We start from the raw sequence: 19,841 nt of genomic DNA, 5'->3' as shown, positions 1-19,841 counted from the left end.
TATTTTAGATAATTCTTTAAATAATATTATTACTCTATCTCTGGTTCAAACTTCTTTGCAAGTAGAAGTAAAATAGCTCCAGCAACAACTATTACTGCTGTTAAAATCAAAGCATAATCATAACTTCCATATTTTTCTATAAAATAAACACTATATAGTGGAGCAATAACCTGCCCTATTCCATATGAAGAGGTCATAGCACCCATCAAAACAACAGGATTTCCTTTTGATAGTTGCCCTCCTAAATTCATAAAAAGTGCAACAAGTCCTATAAAAGTTCCTCCATATAAAACTCCACTTAGAAGATTTAAGTAAACATTTGAAGATAGAACTGGAATTAAAATTCCTACTGCTTGAAGTAAAAGTGCAATTATTATTATATTTGAGCTTCCAAATCTATGAGCCAATAACATCCAAATAATACAAGATGGAATACCAGCCACTCCAACTAAAGTCCAAGTAATACTTCCAAAACCATCTAAACCTTTTAGATTATTTATAATATCTGGTAAAAATGTAGCTTGTACTACAAAGCCAACACCTTCTGTAAAATATGCGATAATCAAAACTATAACAAAAGGTGTAAAAATAGTAAAATCAAACTTTACCTTTACCGCATTTTGCTTTATCTCTTTATCAAAAGATAAAATATACATACTATAAACTGATAAAACAAGAGCAAAAATAGCTAGAATTGTCCAACTATCTCTCCATGTATAACCCATGCTTAAAACAAATCTTGCTATTAAATCTGTTGTTAAAATAGAGAATCCTATTCCACTAAAGTGTATTCCCATAGCTTTTGTTTTACTTTTTATAGTTAACTTTTGCATCACTATTGAAGTTCCAACAATTAAACACATAGCTCCTGCAAAACCACCCAAAACTCTTCCTATTAACCACAAAGTATCATTTGAACTAAAAGCTAAAATAAAAGTTGTAGTTATAGCTAAAAAAACTCCCAATCTATAAAGATATACTTTAAAATTTATATCTTTTATAAAAATAGAAAAAATAGAACCACCCAAATATCCAGCAAAATTTAGTGAAGCTAGTATCCCTACGAACTTAATAGTAATATAATCATCAAGCATAGCAGGTATCAAACCTGTAAAAGCAAATCTTGCTACTCCAAGCCCAATTATTATTGAAAATATCCCAGCAATAAGAATTGCAATGTTGTTATTTCTATCAAACAATTTTATCATCTCTTTATCTCTTCTTAAAATTTTGTTATCATATCACTAAAGGTTATTTTATGTCAAATAATCAATAATGATATGTGATATAAGGAAAAATGATATGGATTTGAATTTATTAAGAGTTTTTGTAAGTGTTGCAAATAATAAAAGTATCTCAATGGCTGCAAATGAGCTAAAATTTGCTCAATCAAATGTAACTTCAAGGGTAAAACAACTTGAAAAGACTCTAGGAGTTGAGCTATTTTACAGAGTTCCAAAAGGTGTTATTTTAACTCCTAGTGGAGAAAAGTTCTATCCTCAAGCTTTGGAAATTATTCATAAGATGGAGAATACAATTGCAAGTTTATTAAATACAAATGAACTTAGAAATTTAAAAATTGGTTCAACAGACTGCAATGCAGCAGTTAGAATTTCTCCATTTTTATTGAAACTCCATAACGATTTTCCAAATACCCAATTAGAACTCTTTACAGGAACAACAAAAGATATTTTACAGTTGATAATGGATTATAAAGTTGATATAGCTTTTATTAGCGGAGAACCTACAAATAATAATCTAATGGTTTTAAAGAAATTTGAAGAGGAGATAGCTATTTTAGAACCTTTTAAATCACACAATCCAAACGTAACTTTGAGCTTTAAAGATGGTTGTGTTTATGATGATTTTCTAAAAGATTATTGCAAAGAGAGAAATATCTATATAGAAAAAACTATCCCTCTTGGTAACTTAGAGACAATTCTCTCTTGTATAAAAGTTGGCATGGGGAAATCTTTACTTCCTTATAGTATTGTAAGAAAAATGGGTTATGATAAAGATATAAAAATGACTATTTTACCAAAAGAAGAGGCATATATCCCAACTTGTATGGTTTGTAGAGTTGATAATATTCCAAAAATTAGTGACTATTTAAAAGCTATGAATATTGATTAATAAGCGATGAGTATATTGTTTTAGTTAAACTTCTGCTGTAAGTTTTATACTCATCGTTTATTAATCTTTTAAGATTAGGATTATATCTATTTTATATATATTTTTTATTAGATAAATGAATTAATAGTTAAAATTTAAGCAAAGTGTAACTTTTAGTAGGATTTTATAAAATAAATCCTACTAAAATAGTAATAAAACCTAAAAGTGCTAAAAGTATTGATGCTATTTTTGTCTTATCTTTTCCAAAAAATAGCGAATAAAAAGAGATCAAAATATTATTACTTCCTATGGCTATCAGAATTGATGATGCTATTGTTGAAGTTGTAACACTATACTTTGCAGTTAATAAAGATAATATAAATGGATTTATATCTGAAAATCCAACAACTACAGATAAGAATTGAAGTCCTATTAATCCAAAATTTTCTATAACTAGATTTGTAATAAACATAGTTAATACAAATAATATAGCAAAAATAAATGCTGTTCTAAGTTCCAAAGGATTTGTATCTATTGCTTCAACACTATAACTAATTTTTTCTGATTTAAAATAAAATCCTAAAGTAAGTGCTAGAGTAATTAGTATTAAAAAAATAAGTGGTATAAGAATAGCCATTGCTACTTCTTTATTAAATAGATATGTTAAAAATAGAACCCTAAAATACATCATTAAAATAGCAGCAAATATAGAAGCTCCTATAATATTGTTTTCCTTTAAACATAAAGCTTTTTTTGATATTACAATAATAGTTGCAGTTGAAGAGTATATTCCACCCAATAAACCCATTAAAAACATACCTTTTGAGGGGAAAATATATTTTTGAATAATGTAAGATATATATGAAATAAGTGCAATTACAACAACTGTAAGCCATATTTTATATGCTGATATCTCTAAGTAAGGTATATTTTTATCTTGAGGAAGAAGAGGTAAAATAACTGCTAAAAGTAACACTATTTTTCCAATAGTCTCTAGTTCATAAAGATTTATATCAATTTTAAACCTTAGATTTCTTTCTTTAGAGTTTAATAAAAATATTGTAATTACAAAGATTAAAGAGCTAAACCAAACAGGATATAAATTTATAAGTGGTCCAAAACTATAGACTACAAGCAAAACCAAATATAAGATAATACTCATCTTTTCATCTATATATTTATTGTACAAAATTGCAAAAAGTAGAGTAAATGCAAAAAAACCACTTATATATACAGAAAAATATGTAGTATCTAATTTATAAAGAATAAATCCTAACATTCCTAAAAAAGTATAAGTTCTTGTCGTACCCAAAGAGTTTTTTTTAGTATCAGAATGATATTTTATTTGATATGCCTTCAACTCTAATCCTATTAAAAAACTAAAAACTAAAGTTAAAATAAAGTAACTAAGAAGCGAATTTATCTGCATTTTATACCCTTTTATGCAAGATTAGATTAAAATAATACCATTTTTTAGGATATTTTGTAAAACAAAATTTGACCTACATCATTATTTATTAAAGTATATAATGCTAAGATTTTCTTACGTTATATACTTTTAGTTATAACAAAGGAAAAAAGATGTCTATATCATCAAATTTAACTTTAGAGCTTTTTAATCAGCCTTTTTTACTAGAAAAAAGAATAGAACTTCTTCTTGCCATAGAAAAAACAGGCTCTATTAATAAAGCTGCCAAAGAGGTTCCTATGAGCTATAAAGCTGCTTGGGAAGCAATTGAAGCTATGAATAATCTATCAACTACCCCAATTGTTCTAAGAGAGACAGGGGGAGTAAATGGTGGTGGTACAACTCTTACAGAGTATGGAAAAAAGCTATTAAAGAGCTATTTTCTATTAAAAGAGGAGCATAGAAAGTTTATAGAAAACCTAAATAGAATTACTGATTTAAACAGTGGTTCTTTAAAAACTATAAGGAGATTATCAATGCAAATAAGTGCTAGAAACCAAATTGTTGGAGTTATTGAAAATATAACAGATGGTGCAGTTAATAGCGAAGTAGCATTAAAACTAAAAGGTGAAAATAAAATTGTATCTATTATTACAAATAGTGCAGTGGAGAATTTAGGTTTAAATAAAGGTGATGAAGTTGTTGCTGTTATTAAATCTAGTAATATTTTATTATCAACTGATACAAACTTAAAACTAAGTGCTAGAAATAGTTTAAAAGGAACTATTGAAGCTATAAATGTTGGAGCTGTTAATGCTGAGGTTATTATAAATATTGGCAATGGTGACAAAGTTGTATCAATAGTTACTATGAACTCTATAGAGAAAATGGGACTTAAAGTGGGAACTAGTGTTGATGCTATTATAAAAGCATCTGATATTATGATTGGAAAATAAGGAAAAATATGAAAAAGATTGTTTTAGGATTACTATTTTTATGTTCAACTATTTTTGCTGGAACAATAAATATAGCTGTTGCAGCAAATGTTTCTTATGCTATAAATGATTTAATAGCAGAGTTTAATAAAACAAATAAAGATACAAAAGTTGAAGTAGTTCTTGGAGCTAGTGGAAAATTCACAACTCAAATTCAAAATGGTGCACCATTTGATGTTTTTATGAGCGCCGATATGAAATTTCCAGAGATTTTAAAGAAAGAGGGATTAACTGCTAGAGAACCAGTAATTTATGCACAAGGAAGTTTAGCAATGCTTAGCTCTAAAGAGCTAGATTTTTCAAAAGGTATTACTCTTGTTTCTGAAAATAATATAAAAAAAATTGCTATTGCAAACCCAAAAACTGCACCTTATGGAACAGCTGCAGTTGAAGCACTTAAGAATGCAAATATTTTAGAAAAAGTTGAAGAGAAGTTTGTATATGCTGAGTCTATTTCTCAAGCAGTTACTTACGCTATGACTGCTGCTGATATTGGATTTATTGCAAAATCATCTTTATATGATGAGAAAATGTCTCAGTATAAAGAGGGTAAAAATTGGATAAGTGTTGATCCTAAACTATATACTCCAATTGATCAAGGTATTGTGGTTTTAAATAGAGCAAAAGATAACAAAGAGGCTCATGCTTTTTATGACTTTATCTTAAGCCCTAAAGCAAAAGAGATATTTTTAAAATTTGGTTACTTAGTAAAATAGTTTAGGAGAAAATTTGAATTTTTTTGTAAAAGTAAAAGAGATAAAAACTATTGATAGTTTAAATATTGTAGAGTTTGATTTTCATGGTATTACATTAAAAATGATGAGTTTAGAGTTAGATAGTGATATAACTATAAATAAAAGAGTTGAACTTTTGGTAAAACCATCAAATGTAATAATTTCAAAAAATCATATAGAAGAGATTAGCCTATCAAACCAAATTCTTACAAAAATCTCAAATATTAAAGATGGTGAGCTTTTAAGCTCACTATCTTTAAAAGCATTTGATACTTTTTTTGAAAGTATTATTACAAAAGATTCAAAAATAAAATTAGATTTAAAAGAAAATGATGAAGTAAATATTTTAATTAAAGCTAGTGATTTATCAATTTTAAGGATATTAAATGATTAATTATTTACTAAATGTAGATTATGCTCCATTTATTTTATCTTTTAAATTGGCATTTATTACCACTTTGATTTTGTTTGTGATATGTTTACCACTTGCTTGGTATTTATCTCAAACAAAGTCAAAATCAAAACCATTTTTAGAAGCACTTTCAACTATGCCATTAGTAGTTCCTCCTACAGTTTTAGGATTTTATCTTCTTTGGGGATTATCTCATAACTCACCTATTGGGATATTTTTTGAAGAGTATTTTGGAATAAAACTTGTGTTCAATTTCTATGGAATAATTATTGCAAGTTGTATTTATAGCTTTCCATTTATGGTGCAACCACTTCAAAGTGGTTTTGAGAGCTTAGATAAAAATATGTTAGAAGCTAGTTATATAAGTGGAAAAAGTAAATTTAAAACTATGATTTTTATAGCTCTACCAAATATAAAACCATCTTTAATGACTGCTTTGGTAATTAGTTTTGCTCACACTGTTGGGGAGTTTGGAGTTGTTTTAATGATTGGTGGAAGTATTCCAAATGAGACAAGAGTTGCAGCTATTGCAATATATGAATTTGTAGAGATTTTAGACTACAAAAATGCACATATTTATAGCCTTATTATGATTGTTATTAGTTTTATAACTTTGCTTTTAGTCTATATTTTTAATGGTAAAAATAAAAGAGGCAAACTTATATGATAGATTTAAAAATAAGTAAAATGCTTCATGGAAGTCATGGAGAGCTTCATTTAAATATAAATTTACATATAAATAAAGGTGAGTTTGTAGCTTTAAGTGGAGAAAGTGGAGCTGGGAAAACAACACTTCTTAGAATATTAGCAGGTCTTGAAGATTCAAATTCCAAAATAGAAGTAGATGGTAATATTTGGCAAGGTGAAAAATATATTAAACCTATTCAAAAAAGGGATATTGGTTTTGTATTTCAGAACTATGCTCTTTTCCCAAATCTAAATGTAATAAATAATCTTCTATTTGTGAAAAAAGATAAAGAGTTGGCAAAATATCTTTTAAATCTTACAAATCTTTATGAGCTAAAAAATAGAGATATAAATAGTTTAAGTGGTGGACAACAACAAAGAGTAAGTCTTTGTAGAGCTTTAATGAAGAGGCCAAAACTACTTTTATTAGATGAACCACTATCTGCTTTAGATTTTAGCATTAGAGCAAAACTTCAAGATGAGATACTATCTTTACATAAAGAGTTTGAAACAACAACAATTATGATAAGTCATGATCCTAGCGAAATGTATAAAATGGCTTCAAGAGTTTTAGTTTTAAAAGATGGAAAAATAGTAAAAGATGGAAGTTCAAAAGAGATACTTTTAAAAACAAAAGGTAGCCAAAAACTCTCTTTTGAAGGACTCTTACTAGAGATTATAAAAGTTGATGTAATAAATGTAGCAATTGTATCTATAGGTCAACAGCTAATAGAGGTTGTAGTTTCAAATGAAGAGTTAAAAAGTTTAAAAATAGGAGAAAAAGTAACTATTAGTACAAAGGCTTTTACTCCATCAATAGTAGGAGTATAAATTTTTTTCAATAGCGTTATATACAAAAATAAATAAAGGAAAAATATGTATAGAAAGTTAAGCTTAGTTGTAGCTACAACACTTTTTGCAGGAAAATTACTTGCGAGTGAAACAACAAATTTAGGTCAAATTGATATATTTGAAAATAAAAATTCAGATAGTAGATTTAAAAGCAATGAAATAAGTGCTGAAGATATGAAATTACAAGAAAAAAATAGTGTAGTAGATGCACTAAATACAATTAGTGGTTTAAACACTTATGGATATGGGGCAAGAGGGGAGCAAACAATCTCTATAAGAGGCTTTAGTGCTAGACATTCACCTGTTTTTATAGATGGAATTGCTATAAATGTACCTAGTGAGGGTTATGTAGATTTATCAAACTATACAACTTTTAATCTTGATAAAATTCAAGTAACAAAAGGTTTGAGTTCTCCTCTTTTAGGAATTAATACTTTTGCTGGAGCAATAAATTTAGTTACAAGAAAACCAACAAAAGAGCTTGAGGGCTCTATAAGCGCAGGAGTATTTAGTGGAGATGGTAAAAAAACTTATATAAACTTAGGAACAAACCAAGGTAAATACTATATTCAAGCAAGTGGTTCATATTTAGATAGAGACTATATTCCAATGTCAAGTAATTTTAACTCAAATTCAAATCAAGATAATGATAAAAGAGTAAACTCATATAAAACTGATAAAAATATAAATCTTAAAGTTGGATACACTCCAAATGATACAGATGAGTATGCATTTAATTATATAAATCAAAAAACAGAAAAAGGGATGCCAACTGATATTTTTGCAGTACCGCCAAAAGGAAAACAAGCTGGACCCTATAGACAATGGGACTATTCAAACAAAGAGAGTTTCTATTTTCTATCAAATACAAATTTTAAATATGCTTACTTAAAAAGTAGAGTATTTTATGATAAATATGAAGATAATATGCTCTTCTTTACTGATAAAACATTTTCTAAATTAAATAAAAATGCTCTTCCAACACCATATGATGCAAATACAAAAGGCGTATCACTTGAGCTAGGAGAGTATGATACACAAAGAAATAGTTTAAAACTGGCATTTCATATAAAAAGAGATACTCAAGAAGATAATGATAGTGGAAAAACTTATACTAAAAAGATGGATTATCTATCTATTGGACTAGAGGATACTTTTAGATTTACAGATAATTTTAGAGTAATTGCAGGAGCTAGTTGGGATAAAGACAAGGTAAAAGAAGCAAACAATAAAAAACCAGATATAAATTACGGTAGCGAATTCGACCATGCAAGTTCAAACTCTTTTAACCCTATGATAAAATTTGAGTATGATATAGATGAAACTTTTAATTTATATGCAGGTATTGCTAAAAAAACAAGATTCGCTAGTTTAAAAGAGAGATACTCTTATAGATTTGGTAAACAAATACCAAATCCAGAACTAAAACCTGAAAAAACTATAAACTATGAAATTGGTGTAAATAAAGTATTTGAAAATCAAGGAATAAAATCAGTTTTATTTTATTCAGATGTAAAAGATTATATTCAAGAAGAGATTATTAATCCAAATGCTCCTAAAAATGACCAAGTAGCTAAAAACAATAATATTGGAAAAGTTAAACATATGGGTTATGAGTTAGAGTATTTTTATTCATTAAGCAATACTCTTGATATAGATGCAAGCTACACAAGACTTTTAGCAGAAGATAGAGATAATAAAGTAGATATTATAGATGCTCCAAAGCATAAAGTAGTATTAGGAACAACATACAGACCTGTAAAGGGTTTAACAACAAATATAAATATGCAATACTCTTCAAGTAGGCATACAGACCAAAATGATAGAAATAAAGATGTAGGTGGAGCTACTATTTGGAATGCAAAAATTGCTTATGAATTTGTAAAAGGTTTAACTCTTGATGTTGGTGCTTCAAACATATTTGGTAAAAACTATGAATATAGTTATGGTTACCCAGAAAGTGGAAGAGTTATATACTCAAATTTAACATATAAATTTTAGATGAAGATAACACTTTATATAAATAAAACAGTAGCAGATCAAATAAAAAAGGTCTGTTATGTTTAAAATGATTTTTTTGATTTTATCTCTATATTCTTATGCAAATGCAAATAGTTACAAAGATATGTTTGAGAAAGATATAGAGATAAAAAAAGTAGATAAAATTTATGCTTCAACTCCTACAATTTTATACTCTTTATATGCTATAGATAAGAGCAAAATTGCTGGATTAAATTTCCCTTTTAATAAAGTAGAAGCCATTTATATAGATGAAACTATAAAAAGTCTTCCAATAATTGGTGGTTGGTTTGGTAAAGGAAATACACCAAATAGTGAAATGATTTTAAAGATAAATCCAGATGTAATCCTTTTAAGTGAAACTTCAAAAAATCAAAGTGAAAAGAGAATAAGAGACTCTTTAGGAAATATAAATATCCCATTTTTCTATATAAAAGCTAACTCTATAGAAGATATTATTAACTCTTTTTCATATTTAGGGAAATTAACTTCAAACGAAAAAAGAGCAAAAGAGTTAGAAAATTACGCAAAAAAAGTTTTAGATGAAGCTAAAGAGCTATCAAAAAAAGTCAAAGAAAAACCAAGAGTATATTATGCTCAAGGTAACAATGGACTTGAAACAGAGTGTGATAAATCAATAAGATCTGAACTAATAACTTTAGCTAGTGGGGACAATGTTCATAAATGCCAAAATTCAAATACTTATGGAAAAGAGCTTATAAACTTTGAGAAAGTTTTATCTTACAATCCTGAAATTATTTTGGTTTATGAAAAAGAGTTTTATAAAAAAGTTTATAGTGATCCAAAATGGCAATTTATAGATGCAGTAAAAAATAAAAAAGTATATTTTTTACCTAAAGGTCCTTTTAGTTGGTTTGATAGACCACCATCTTTTATGAAAATATTGGGGCTTAAGTGGTTACTAAATATTTTACATAGTAATAGTTATGAAATTGATATAAACAAAGATGCAAAAGAGTTTTACTCACTATTTTTAGGTTTAGAGCTAAGTAATATTGAATTAAATCATATTATGGGCAAAGATATTGAATAAATCTATTTTCCTAATTATTATTCTAGTAGTTTTAATGAATAGTTCACTATTTATTGGAAACTATGAGATTTCATTCGATAACTATATAAATTTTATAAAAGCAATATTTGGTTTCTCTTCAAATCTATCACAAGAACAATACGAAATGCTTAAAAGTATAATATTTGATATACGATTACCACGAATTATAGCTGCTGTAATAATTGGTGCTTCTTTAGCAATTTCAGGAGCTTCATTTCAAGCTATGTTTGTAAATCCACTTGTTTCTCCTGGAATTTTAGGAGTTTTAAGTGGTGCTTCATTTGGAGCAGCTTTAGGAATGGTTTTAGGTTGGAGTTGGTTTTTTATAAATATTAGCACATTTATTTTTGGTTTTTTAGCAGTTATTTTTGCACTTTTTATCTCTTATATCTATTCAAATGAAAAAAATATGATTATTTTAGTTCTTGGAGGAATTATAAGTAGTTCTTTATTTTCTGCACTTTTGTCGATATTAAAATATAGTGCTGATCCTTATGATACTCTTCCAGCAATTACCTATTGGCTTATGGGAAGCTTATCTTTTAGCACTTCATCTATAGTTTGGAATTTAACTATTCCTATACTTTTAGGAGTATTTATTTTAATTTTTCTATCAAAATATCTAAATGCTTTAAGCTTAGGAGATGAAGAAGCAAAAGCTTTGGGAGTTGATACAAAAAAGATTAAAATTATTGTTATTTTAGTGGCTACTTTTATCAGTGCTTTAAGTGTTATTTTAGCAGGTATTATTGGATGGATTGGACTTATAATTCCACATATTACAAAATTCTTATTTGGAGCTGATAATAAAATAGTTCTTCCAATAAGTGCCATTATAGGAGGAATATTTTTACTTATTGTTGATAATAGCTCAAGAATAATTTTTAGCTTTGAAATTCCAATAGGTATTGTTACATCAATTATTGGAATACCTATATTTATTTTGGTTTTAAAAAGTGCAAAAAAGGGGTTTTAATGCTTTTAATTGATGCAAAAGATATCTCTTTTTCTTACCAAAAAAAAGAGGTTCTAAAAAATATAAATTTTGAACTTCATCAAGGAGATATATTATCTTTGATTGGAAAAAATGGTTGTGGAAAAACCACTTTATTAAAAGTGCTTTTGGGAATATATAAAAGTAAAGCAGATATAAAAATATTATCAAAAAATATAAATGAGTATAAAAACAAAGAGTTGGCAAAACTTATCTCTTATATCCCACAAACTCACCAAATACCTTTTGATTATACTGTTTTTGATGTAGTTTTAATGGGAAGGCTAGCTTATCTTAATCTATTTTCAAACTACTCACAAAATGATAAGCAATTAGCTATAAAGAATTTAGAAAAAGTTGGTATTTTACATTTAAAAGATAAGATTTATTCACAAATTAGTGGAGGAGAAAGGCAATTAGCTTTTATTGCAAGGGCTTTAACACAAAATGCAAAAATTATATTTATGGATGAACCAGTTACTGGACTTGATTATGGAAATCAACTAAAACTTTTAAAGTTTTTAAAAGAGTTAGCAAATGAAGGCTTTACTTTTGTAAAAACTACTCACTATCCAGACCATGCTTTATATGCCTCAAATAAAGTTATGATGTTAAAAGATGGGAAGGTTTTGGATTATGGGTTAGTTGGAAATAAATTAACAGTTAAAAATATAAACAAACTTTATGATGTAAATGTTGAAATCATTTCAAAAGAAAATTACAAATTTTGTATACCAAAAATTTAAGGAGAAAAATATGAAAAAAATAGTTTTTGTTTTAATTCTTGCAATTAACTTATTTGCAAATGAGAATTATAAAATATCAACAGAAGTTGAAGTTTCTGGATTGGTGGAAAACACTATAAAATTGGATATAAAAGAGCTTGAAAAAATGAGTTATTTTAAAAGTGGTTCAACTCCTGTTGTTTGTATGAGTGGAGAAACAAAAGATAATGTAGATAGCTTTGAAGGTGTTTTACTAAGAGATATTATTGATAAAGCTATCTTAAAAGTAAATAGCCGTAAAGAGTACAACAATATATATTTTAAAGTTATAGCAACAGATGGTTATGAAGCAATTTTTTCATATAATGAAGTTTTTAATACAAAATTGGGAGACAATATAATAGTTTTCTATAAGAAAAATGGAAAATATCTTGAAAATTATCAAGGGAAAATTGCATTAATAAGTATAGATGATATAAAAAATGGTCCTAGACATATAAGATGGCTTGAAAAAATTATTGTAGGCAAAATTTAAAATTAAAAAGAGGAAATAATGGCACTAGTAAATACAAATTTAGACAAATTGAATTTTTCAAAACTATATAAAATACAGATGAAAAACTCTACTTTTAAAAGTAAAAGTAGCTCTGATTGGGATAAAAAAGCAAAATATTTTAAGGAAAGTGTTGTAAATAGCCCATATACAAAAGAGTTTATAAGCAAAGTTGATATAAAAGATTGTAAAACTTTACTTGATATTGGAAGTGGTCCTGCAACCATCTCTTTAGCACTTACAAATAAACTTGAAAAGGTTTATGCACTTGATTACTCAAAAGAGATGTTAAGCTATGCAAATGAAAATGCAAAAGAGCAAAATATAAAGAACCTAGTAACTATTCATAAATCTTGGTATGACTCTTGGGAAGATGTACCAAATGCTGATATTGTCGTTGCAAGTCGCTCTATGGAAGTAAAAGATATAAAAAAAGCTTTACAAAAACTAAATGATAAAGCAAATAAAAGAGTTTATATAACTACAAAAGTTGGTGGAAGTTTTATAGATAAAGAGATACTAGAGCAAATTAAAAGAGATATTATTCCACGACCTGATTATATCTATTTAGTAAATTGTTTACATAGTATGGGAATATTTGCCAAAGTTGATTTTATACAAACAAAATCTTCAAAGTTTGATACACAAAATGAAGATGATTTTATACAAAGTTTAAAATGGAGTTTGGGTGATATGTCAAAAAAAGAGGAAAAAATATTAAGAGAGTACTTTAATAAAACATATAAAAATAAGAGAACAAAAGAGTTTATAACTTGGGCTTTTATTTCGTGGGAGAAATAGTCTAAATTATCAAAGCTATAAAGAGATATCTTCCTAGCTTTGATATTACTACTAGAACTAAAAATAGTTTAAAATTGTATCTTAAAATTCCAGCTACAAAAGTAATTGGGTCACCAATTATTGGTAACCATGCAAAAAGAAGAGAAAATACACCATATTTATCAAAATATTTTTTACCAAGATTTATATATTTCTCATTTACAAGTTTTTTATTTACTAAATACTCTTCACCTTTTAAACCCAAATAATAGTTTAGAACTGAACCTAAACTATTTCCTAAAGTTGCAATAAATAAAAGATAATATATATTAAACCCTTGATTTATATTATAAATTAGTAGAGCTTCACTTCCAAGCGGAAGTAAAGTTGCACTTGCAAAAGCTGAAATAAAAAGTATTAAATATGTCATTCTTCTCTTTTATTATATATTAAAGTTATATTTGCTAAACTCACACTCTTTAAAAGTAGCATTGAGAACACAAAATGTGTTTTGAATGCTCCTTTTTAGACCCTTTCAAGTGCTACTAAAGACAACGCCCCAGGATAGGAATATAGCAAGGCACCTTTTTTAGTGTTGTGATTGGATATCTGGGAAGGAGTGCTTTTTTATACTTCTAAATTAAATCTTCAAAACTATCATTTAAAATTAAAAGTTTTTTACTATTTTTATTATAAATAAATCTTTCATCACCATTTTTTACAGCGTTTAAAATAGTATTTTTTATCTCTAAATCACTTTTTGATGCTCTTTTTAAAATAATAAAAAACTCTTGAAGTGTTATAAATTCACTATTTTTATCTTTAAAACTATTTTTTTTGTCTTCAATTTGTGGTTTATATATTGTTTTCATCTCATTAAAAGCACTTTGCAAAAGTTTTATTTCACTATTAAAAACTTCCATAACTCTTTTTTGATTTTTTTCAAGCCTTTTTATCTCCATAAAATGCTGGTTTTTCATCCATTTTATAGATTTTTTCAAAATTTCTATCTGTTCATCTTTTGATACTATTACTCTTTCAAAAATATTTTCTTCAATACTTTTTTTATCATCTTTTTTGCTATTTTTTATACTCTCTTCATCAATATAAACAAATATTTTTCCATCTTTTTTCTCAGATTTTAGTTGATTTTTTCTAATACGATAGTGAACACCTTGCAAAGAGATTCCCAAGATTTCTGAAGCTTCTGTAGTGGTTACCAATCTTTGCAAGGTTTTTCTCCTTTTAGATTTTTGAACTATCTATTTCTATAATAGTATGAACATTTCCCCTTGGTTTAAAATCTGCAATTACTTTAAGCCATTTTGGTTCTAACTTAGAGAAAAGTGTATCAAATATCTCATTTGCAGAGTTTTCATGAGAAATATATCTATTCATAAATGAGTTAATATAGATTTTTAAAGCTTTTAATTCAATTACACTTTTATTTGGTGTATACTGAATTTTAATTGTTGCAAAATCAGGATAACCACTTCTTGGACATTTTGCCACAAATTCTGGTAATTCAATATCAATTATATAATTTTTATTATGTTCATTTGGCCAGAAATTTTCAGGATTATTTATATCAAACTCTAAAATCTCTTTTTCACCATATTTTATTTCCATCTCTTTTCCTTTATACATCAAGATGTTCTACATCTTTAGCATGTGATTCTATATAGTTTCTTCTTGGTTCTACTTCATCACCCATAAATAGAGTAAATGTATCACTAGCAGCCTCAGCATCTTCTATTTTTACTCTTAAAAGTCTTCTATTTTCTGGAGTCATTGTTGTTTCCCAAAGTTGTTCAGGATTCATCTCTCCTAAACCTTTATATCTTTGAATATATGCACCTTTTTTTGCAAGATTTTCTATCTCTTCAAGAAGCTCAATTAAATCTTTTCCATCAAAAAGAGTTAAATCTCTCTCTTTTAGTTTATTATAAATAAATGTAGCTTGACTAAAGTATGGAGAAGCAAAAAGTTCATCATCAATAATCAACTCTTCTAATCCCTCTTTTGTTTGTACAAATAGTTGAATTTTTTCCTCTGTTATAGTTTTTGATAAGATATTATGACCTTTTTCTAAAATAAAATCTTTAACTTTTTCATATAAAGCGCTATATTCAAGATTTACTAAATCACTATTTTCTATTAAATATTTTAATACTTCAAGTAAAGAGTATCTTTTTGCTAATTGCTCTAACATCGATCTATAACGAGCTACTTGTTTAAATAAATCAAGTAAATCATTATATCCCATACCTTCAAACTCAAAATTTTCTAAACCATTTTCAATTAAATATGAACTTAAAGCATTATTATCTTTTAAATATATCTCATTTTTACCTTTTTTATATCTATAAAGTGGTGGTTGAGCTATATATAAATAACCTTTTTCAACTATTGGTTTTAAAAATCTAAAGAAAAATGTAAGAAGCAGAGTTTGAATATGGCTACCATCTACATCGGCATCGGTCATAACAATTATTTTATGGTATCTTACTTTCTCTTCATCAAAATCTTCACCAATTCCACATCCAAGTGCAGTAATAATATTTCTAATCTCATCAGATTTTAAAATTTTATCAAGTCTTGATTTTTCAACATTTAAAATCTTTCCTTTTAGAGGTAAAATTGCTTGATAAACTCTATCTCTTCCTTGTTTTGCTGAACCTCCTGCAGAATCACCCTCCACTAGATATAACTCTTTTATTGTTGGATCTTTACTTTGACAATCTGCTAATTTACCTGGAAGTGTTCCTATACTCATAGAATCTTTTTTTCTAGTTAATTCTCTTGCTTTTTTAGCAGCTTCTCTTCCTCTTGCTGCCATAAGAGATTTTTCCATAACCATTCTTGCTTGTGTAGGATTCTCTTCAAAATATTTATCTAGATTATCACCAGTTAATTTTTGTGCAATTGGTCTTACATAAGAGCTTCCTAATTTTCCTTTTGTTTGACCTTCAAATTGTGGTTCAGGAACTTTTACAGAAACAACTGCAATAAGCCCTTCTCTTACATCATCTCCTGTTATTTTTACATCTTTTTCCCGTGCTGCTGCATTTTCACTTAAATATTTTGAAATAGATCTTGTAAGTCCTGCTTTAAACCCCGCTTCATGTGTTCCACCATCTATTGTTCGTATATTATTTACAAAACTTAGAGTTTTTTCAATATATGTATCGTTATACATTAAAGCAATATCTACTTCTACACCATCAACTTTATCACTAAAATGCATAACATCACAAAGTGCTGTCTCTTTATTCATATCTGCAACAAACTGTTTAATTCCACCTTCAAAATGGTAAACCTCTTTTAGTTTATGTGCTTCATCTTCAAGTGTAATAGAGATTATTGGATTTAAATAAGCAACCTCTTTAAATCTTTTTTTAAGAATATTAAATTCATATTGAGTAACTTCAAAAATTGAATCATCTACTAAAAATTCTATTACAGTTCCAGTTTTTCTAGGACTATCTCCTATAACTTCAAGTGGAGCTACAGGAATTCCCTCTTTAAACTCTTGAAAATGTATTTTTCCTTCTCTATAAATAGTCATTTTAAGATGTTTTGATAGTGCATTTACAACTGAAACCCCAACTCCATGAAGTCCACCTGAAACTTTATATGTATCTTTATCAAATTTTCCACCAGCATGTAAAACTGTAAGAGCAATAGTTGCTGCACTAACTCCTTCAGTTGGATGAATTCCAACAGGAATTCCTCTTCCATCATCTTCAATTTTTGCCCAACCATCTTTTGTAAGAGTTACTTTTATATTTTTACAAAATCCTGCCATTGCTTCATCTATTGAGTTATCTACAACTTCATAGATTAAGTGGTGAAGTCCATTTATATTTGTATCACCAATATACATTCCTGGTCTTTTTCTAACTGCTTCAAGACCTTTTAAAACTTTAATATTACTAGCACCATAATCTGACATTTTATTTCCTTTTATTTTTCTAAAACTATTGGCATTACAATAGTTATAAATTTATTATCTTCTAAATAGAATGGAAGATTTGACTCATTGAAACCGATTTTTATTTTATCATTTGTTGTCATACTTAAAAAATCTAATATATATTTTGCATTTACAGCTATATAAAATTCATTTGGAATATTTAATTCCATATCAACTTGTGTAGTTGCTACACTATCTGTATCTAATGATTCAAAAACAATAGCTTCTTTTTTAAATGTAATTTTTATATTTGAATTTAAAGATGTAATTAGTTTTATAGATTCTATAAATATATTTTTTGGAATATATAGATTATTTTTTATATTAGATGGAATAATTCTTTCATAATCTGGATATTTTCCATTTATAAGCTTTGTAAAGAAAGTTGTATTTTCATTTGAGATTACTAAATTTGTATTATCATAAGAGATTTTTGCATTATCTAAAAATAGTTTTTGAATTTCAAAAATAGCTTTTTTTGGAATAATTAATTGAACTTCTTCATTTGACATATTTTCTAAACTATTCATAGCTAATCTTCTAGTATCTGTTGCACAAAAATTTATTTTTTGGCTTTTTATATCTAATAAAGCACCATTTAATTCAAATTTTGGATTGTTATTGTCTATTGCTGGAGATATTTTTTTAATAGAGTTTATAAAATTTAATGTTGATATAGATAAATCCTTTAGATTTTCATATTTATTTAATGTTGGATATTCATTTGGATCATAATTTGGTAGTTTGAATATTGATTTACCTTGTTTTATTATAAGATTACTAGAACTAGTCTCTAATGTAATATCTTCATTTTTTAATCTTTTAATAAATCCTAATAAATTATTTCCATTTACTGTTGTTTTTCCATCTTCAAAATTATTTATATTGTCAATTTTTACTTCAAGACCAATTTCATAGTCAGTAGCTTTTATAGTCAATTTTCCATTTAAAATTTCTAAATACAAATGAGATGTAATTGCACTTGAATCTTTTTTTTCTAAAAATGGTTGCATTTGACTTACAACATTTTCAAAAGTAGATTTGTTTATTACTAGTTTCATTTTTTCTCCTATTTTTATTTATTTTAAGTATTAGTAGTAGTCTATGTGAAAAGATGTAAATACTCTTTTAGGCACTATAAAATCAATGTTTAATATAGTGATTAAAATTAAATATATATTCACATCTTTTCACACATCTAACTATTACTCCTTATTTATTAATTTATTTTTTAAATTTTGAATTATCAATTTAAAATTTTCATCTTTTTCAATTAGCTCAGTTGTTTTTTTCATATTATGAGATATTGAACTATGATCTTTCATCTCTAAAAATTTTGCAATATCTGGCATTGAGTTATGAGTTAATTCACGTGCAAGATAAATTACAATTCTTCTAGCATTTGCTACACTTGAAGTTCTTTTTTTAGATTTTATATCACTTGGTTTTATATTTAATTCACTTGCAACTAAACTTATAATATCTGGAAGTTTTATATTCTCTTTATTCTCTTTTATTTGGTCTTTTAAAAGATTTTGAACCATTTGAAGGTTTATTTCAAGATTAAGTAAAGAGGCACTTGCATTTATTCTTATTAAAACACCTTCTATTTCTCTAATTGAACTATCAAGTGTTGTTGCAATAAATGAGACAATATCACGACTTAGATTAATACCATTCAATTCAGATTTTTTTTCAATAATTGCAATTTTTGTCTCTAGTTTTGGAATTTGAATATCTGTTGTTAAACCCCATTCAAATCTTGATTTTAACCTATCAACAAGTCCAGCTATTTGAGATGGAAGCCTATCTGAAGTCATTACAATTTGTTTTTTTGCATTGTGTAACTCATTAAAAGTATGGAAAAACTCCTCTTGAGTACTCTCTTTTCCACTTAAAAATTGTACATCATCTATTAAAAGTAAATCACAATTTCTATATTTTTCTCTAAAATGTTCCATATTTTTTTTATTTATTGAAAATATGAAATCATTCATAAATTGTTCTATTGTTACATAAATTACAGTTTTATCATTTTCTAAAGCATGATTTCCAATAGCTTGTAAAATATGAGTTTTTCCTAAACCTGTTCCACCATAAATAAAAAGTGGATTGTATTGAATACCTGGTTTTGAAGCAACTGCTAAAGCTGCATTATATGCCATTTGATTTGAAGGACCAACTACAAATGAATCAAATGTATAAGATGGGTTTAATATTGTGCTTTCTGGACTTTGATTTTGAATTAGACTATTTTGTATCTCTTTTTTTGTCTTTTTTTCACCAAATAGTCTAATCTCAATATCTGGTTTTATGTTTATACTTTTTTCAAAACAGTTTTGTATAAGATTTGTATATTTGCTTTTTATCCAAGAGGCTATATATTTATTTGCTACTTCAAATATTGCAATATTTTCTTCAATAGATAATTTTTTTAAAACAAGTTGTTTTAAATATCTTTCGAAGTCATTTTTGTTTGTCTCTTTTTGAATAAGTGATAAAAACTCTTTATTTGTCAT

General features: G+C 26.8%; 20 protein-coding genes and 1 other RNA gene. 13 read left to right on the top strand and 8 right to left on the bottom strand.

Annotated features, from left to right (window positions below; genetic code table 11):
* Positions 1 to 29: 29 nt before the first annotated feature.
* Positions 30 to 1,208 (bottom strand): YbfB/YjiJ family MFS transporter, encoded by a 1,179-nt coding sequence (locus ATR_RS00105; RefSeq protein ID WP_115427475.1) that lies wholly within the window; start codon positions 1,206 to 1,208, stop codon positions 30 to 32.
* A gap of 94 nt (positions 1,209 to 1,302) precedes the next feature.
* Here ATR_RS00105 and ATR_RS00100 point away from each other — a divergent pair, with 94 nt between their 5' ends.
* On the top strand, positions 1,303 to 2,133 hold the full coding sequence (locus ATR_RS00100) for a LysR family transcriptional regulator (protein ID WP_115427474.1): 831 nt from the start codon (positions 1,303 to 1,305) through the stop codon (positions 2,131 to 2,133).
* 163 nt (positions 2,134 to 2,296) lie between these two features.
* Here ATR_RS00100 and ATR_RS00095 read toward each other — a convergent pair whose 3' ends face one another.
* Complete coding sequence (locus tag ATR_RS00095; RefSeq protein ID WP_115427473.1) at positions 2,297 to 3,541, bottom strand: MgtC/SapB family protein; 1,245 nt, start codon at positions 3,539 to 3,541, stop codon at positions 2,297 to 2,299.
* A 152-nt stretch (positions 3,542 to 3,693) separates the two neighbouring features.
* On the opposite strand from ATR_RS00095, the gene ATR_RS00090 reads away from it, so the two are divergent.
* The 11 genes from ATR_RS00090 to ATR_RS00040 are packed head-to-tail and all read left to right on the top strand — an operon-like array spanning position 3,694 to position 13,367.
* Positions 3,694 to 4,476 (top strand): TOBE domain-containing protein, encoded by a 783-nt coding sequence (locus ATR_RS00090; RefSeq protein ID WP_115427472.1) that lies wholly within the window; start codon positions 3,694 to 3,696, stop codon positions 4,474 to 4,476.
* An 8-nt stretch (positions 4,477 to 4,484) separates the two neighbouring features.
* Positions 4,485 to 5,231: a molybdate ABC transporter substrate-binding protein gene (modA, locus tag ATR_RS00085; protein ID WP_115427471.1), complete on the top strand. Its 747-nt coding sequence runs from the start codon at positions 4,485 to 4,487 to the stop codon at positions 5,229 to 5,231.
* Positions 5,232 to 5,244: 13 nt separating this feature from the next.
* Positions 5,245 to 5,643, top strand: coding sequence for a TOBE domain-containing protein (locus tag ATR_RS00080; protein WP_115427470.1), 399 nt, complete (start codon positions 5,245 to 5,247; stop codon positions 5,641 to 5,643).
* Positions 5,636 to 6,328 (top strand): molybdate ABC transporter permease subunit, encoded by a 693-nt coding sequence (modB, locus tag ATR_RS00075; RefSeq protein ID WP_115427469.1) that lies wholly within the window; start codon positions 5,636 to 5,638, stop codon positions 6,326 to 6,328. Before ATR_RS00080 ends, modB begins: the two co-directional genes overlap by 8 nt.
* Positions 6,325 to 7,179 (top strand): ABC transporter ATP-binding protein, encoded by an 855-nt coding sequence (locus tag ATR_RS00070; protein ID WP_115427468.1) that lies wholly within the window; start codon positions 6,325 to 6,327, stop codon positions 7,177 to 7,179. The genes modB and ATR_RS00070 overlap by 4 nt, the downstream gene beginning before the upstream one ends.
* A gap of 45 nt (positions 7,180 to 7,224) precedes the next feature.
* On the top strand, positions 7,225 to 9,201 hold the full coding sequence (locus ATR_RS00065; RefSeq protein WP_115427467.1) for a TonB-dependent receptor plug domain-containing protein: 1,977 nt from the start codon (positions 7,225 to 7,227) through the stop codon (positions 9,199 to 9,201).
* Between the two features lie 58 nt (positions 9,202 to 9,259).
* Complete coding sequence (locus ATR_RS00060; RefSeq protein ID WP_115427466.1) at positions 9,260 to 10,273, top strand: ABC transporter substrate-binding protein; 1,014 nt, start codon at positions 9,260 to 9,262, stop codon at positions 10,271 to 10,273.
* Between the two features lie 34 nt (positions 10,274 to 10,307).
* Positions 10,308 to 11,270 carry a FecCD family ABC transporter permease gene (locus ATR_RS00055; RefSeq protein ID WP_115429366.1) on the top strand — a complete coding sequence of 321 codons (963 nt, stop codon included), beginning with the start codon at positions 10,308 to 10,310 and terminating at the stop codon, positions 11,268 to 11,270.
* Positions 11,270 to 12,034 carry an ABC transporter ATP-binding protein gene (locus ATR_RS00050; RefSeq protein ID WP_115427465.1) on the top strand — a complete coding sequence of 255 codons (765 nt, stop codon included), beginning with the start codon at positions 11,270 to 11,272 and terminating at the stop codon, positions 12,032 to 12,034. The genes ATR_RS00055 and ATR_RS00050 overlap by 1 nt, the downstream gene beginning before the upstream one ends.
* A 10-nt stretch (positions 12,035 to 12,044) precedes the next feature.
* Positions 12,045 to 12,548: a molybdopterin-dependent oxidoreductase gene (locus ATR_RS00045; protein ID WP_164966696.1), complete on the top strand. Its 504-nt coding sequence runs from the start codon at positions 12,045 to 12,047 to the stop codon at positions 12,546 to 12,548.
* 18 nt (positions 12,549 to 12,566) lie between these two features.
* The gene (locus tag ATR_RS00040; protein WP_115427463.1) at positions 12,567 to 13,367 is read left to right on the top strand and encodes a class I SAM-dependent methyltransferase; all 801 of its coding nucleotides are present in this window, start codon (positions 12,567 to 12,569) and stop codon (positions 13,365 to 13,367) included.
* 1 nt (position 13,368) lies between these two features.
* On the opposite strand, the gene ATR_RS00035 is transcribed toward ATR_RS00040, so the two are convergent.
* Positions 13,369 to 13,776, bottom strand: a complete 408-nt coding sequence (locus ATR_RS00035) for a YqaA family protein (protein ID WP_115427462.1) — start codon at positions 13,774 to 13,776, stop codon at positions 13,369 to 13,371.
* A 92-nt stretch (positions 13,777 to 13,868) separates the two neighbouring features.
* Here ATR_RS00035 and ffs point away from each other — a divergent pair.
* Positions 13,869 to 13,965: signal recognition particle sRNA small type (ffs, locus tag ATR_RS00030), an RNA gene on the top strand.
* A gap of 16 nt (positions 13,966 to 13,981) precedes the next feature.
* Here ffs and ATR_RS00025 read toward each other — a convergent pair.
* The 5 genes from ATR_RS00025 to dnaA all read right to left on the bottom strand — a co-directional run bounded on the left by ATR_RS00025 (position 13,982) and on the right by dnaA (position 19,841).
* On the bottom strand, positions 13,982 to 14,578 hold the full coding sequence (locus ATR_RS00025) for a MerR family transcriptional regulator (RefSeq protein WP_115427461.1): 597 nt from the start codon (positions 14,576 to 14,578) through the stop codon (positions 13,982 to 13,984).
* A gap of 13 nt (positions 14,579 to 14,591) precedes the next feature.
* Complete coding sequence (gene queF, locus ATR_RS00020) at positions 14,592 to 14,969, bottom strand: preQ(1) synthase (protein WP_206731635.1); 378 nt, start codon at positions 14,967 to 14,969, stop codon at positions 14,592 to 14,594.
* A 16-nt stretch (positions 14,970 to 14,985) separates the two neighbouring features.
* Positions 14,986 to 17,301: a DNA topoisomerase (ATP-hydrolyzing) subunit B gene (gyrB, locus tag ATR_RS00015; protein WP_115427460.1), complete on the bottom strand. Its 2,316-nt coding sequence runs from the start codon at positions 17,299 to 17,301 to the stop codon at positions 14,986 to 14,988.
* A gap of 11 nt (positions 17,302 to 17,312) precedes the next feature.
* Positions 17,313 to 18,383 carry a DNA polymerase III subunit beta gene (gene dnaN / locus ATR_RS00010; RefSeq protein WP_115427459.1) on the bottom strand — a complete coding sequence of 357 codons (1,071 nt, stop codon included), beginning with the start codon at positions 18,381 to 18,383 and terminating at the stop codon, positions 17,313 to 17,315.
* A gap of 144 nt (positions 18,384 to 18,527) precedes the next feature.
* Entirely contained in the window at positions 18,528 to 19,841 is a 1,314-nt protein-coding gene (gene dnaA, locus ATR_RS00005; RefSeq protein ID WP_115427458.1) for a chromosomal replication initiator protein DnaA, read from the bottom strand.

This window comes from Aliarcobacter trophiarum LMG 25534 (assembly GCF_003355515.1).
Lineage (GTDB): Bacteria > Campylobacterota > Campylobacteria > Campylobacterales > Arcobacteraceae > Aliarcobacter > Aliarcobacter trophiarum.
The sequence above is the reverse complement of the archived record's forward strand: the minus strand, read 5'-3'. Positions and strand labels throughout refer to the sequence as shown.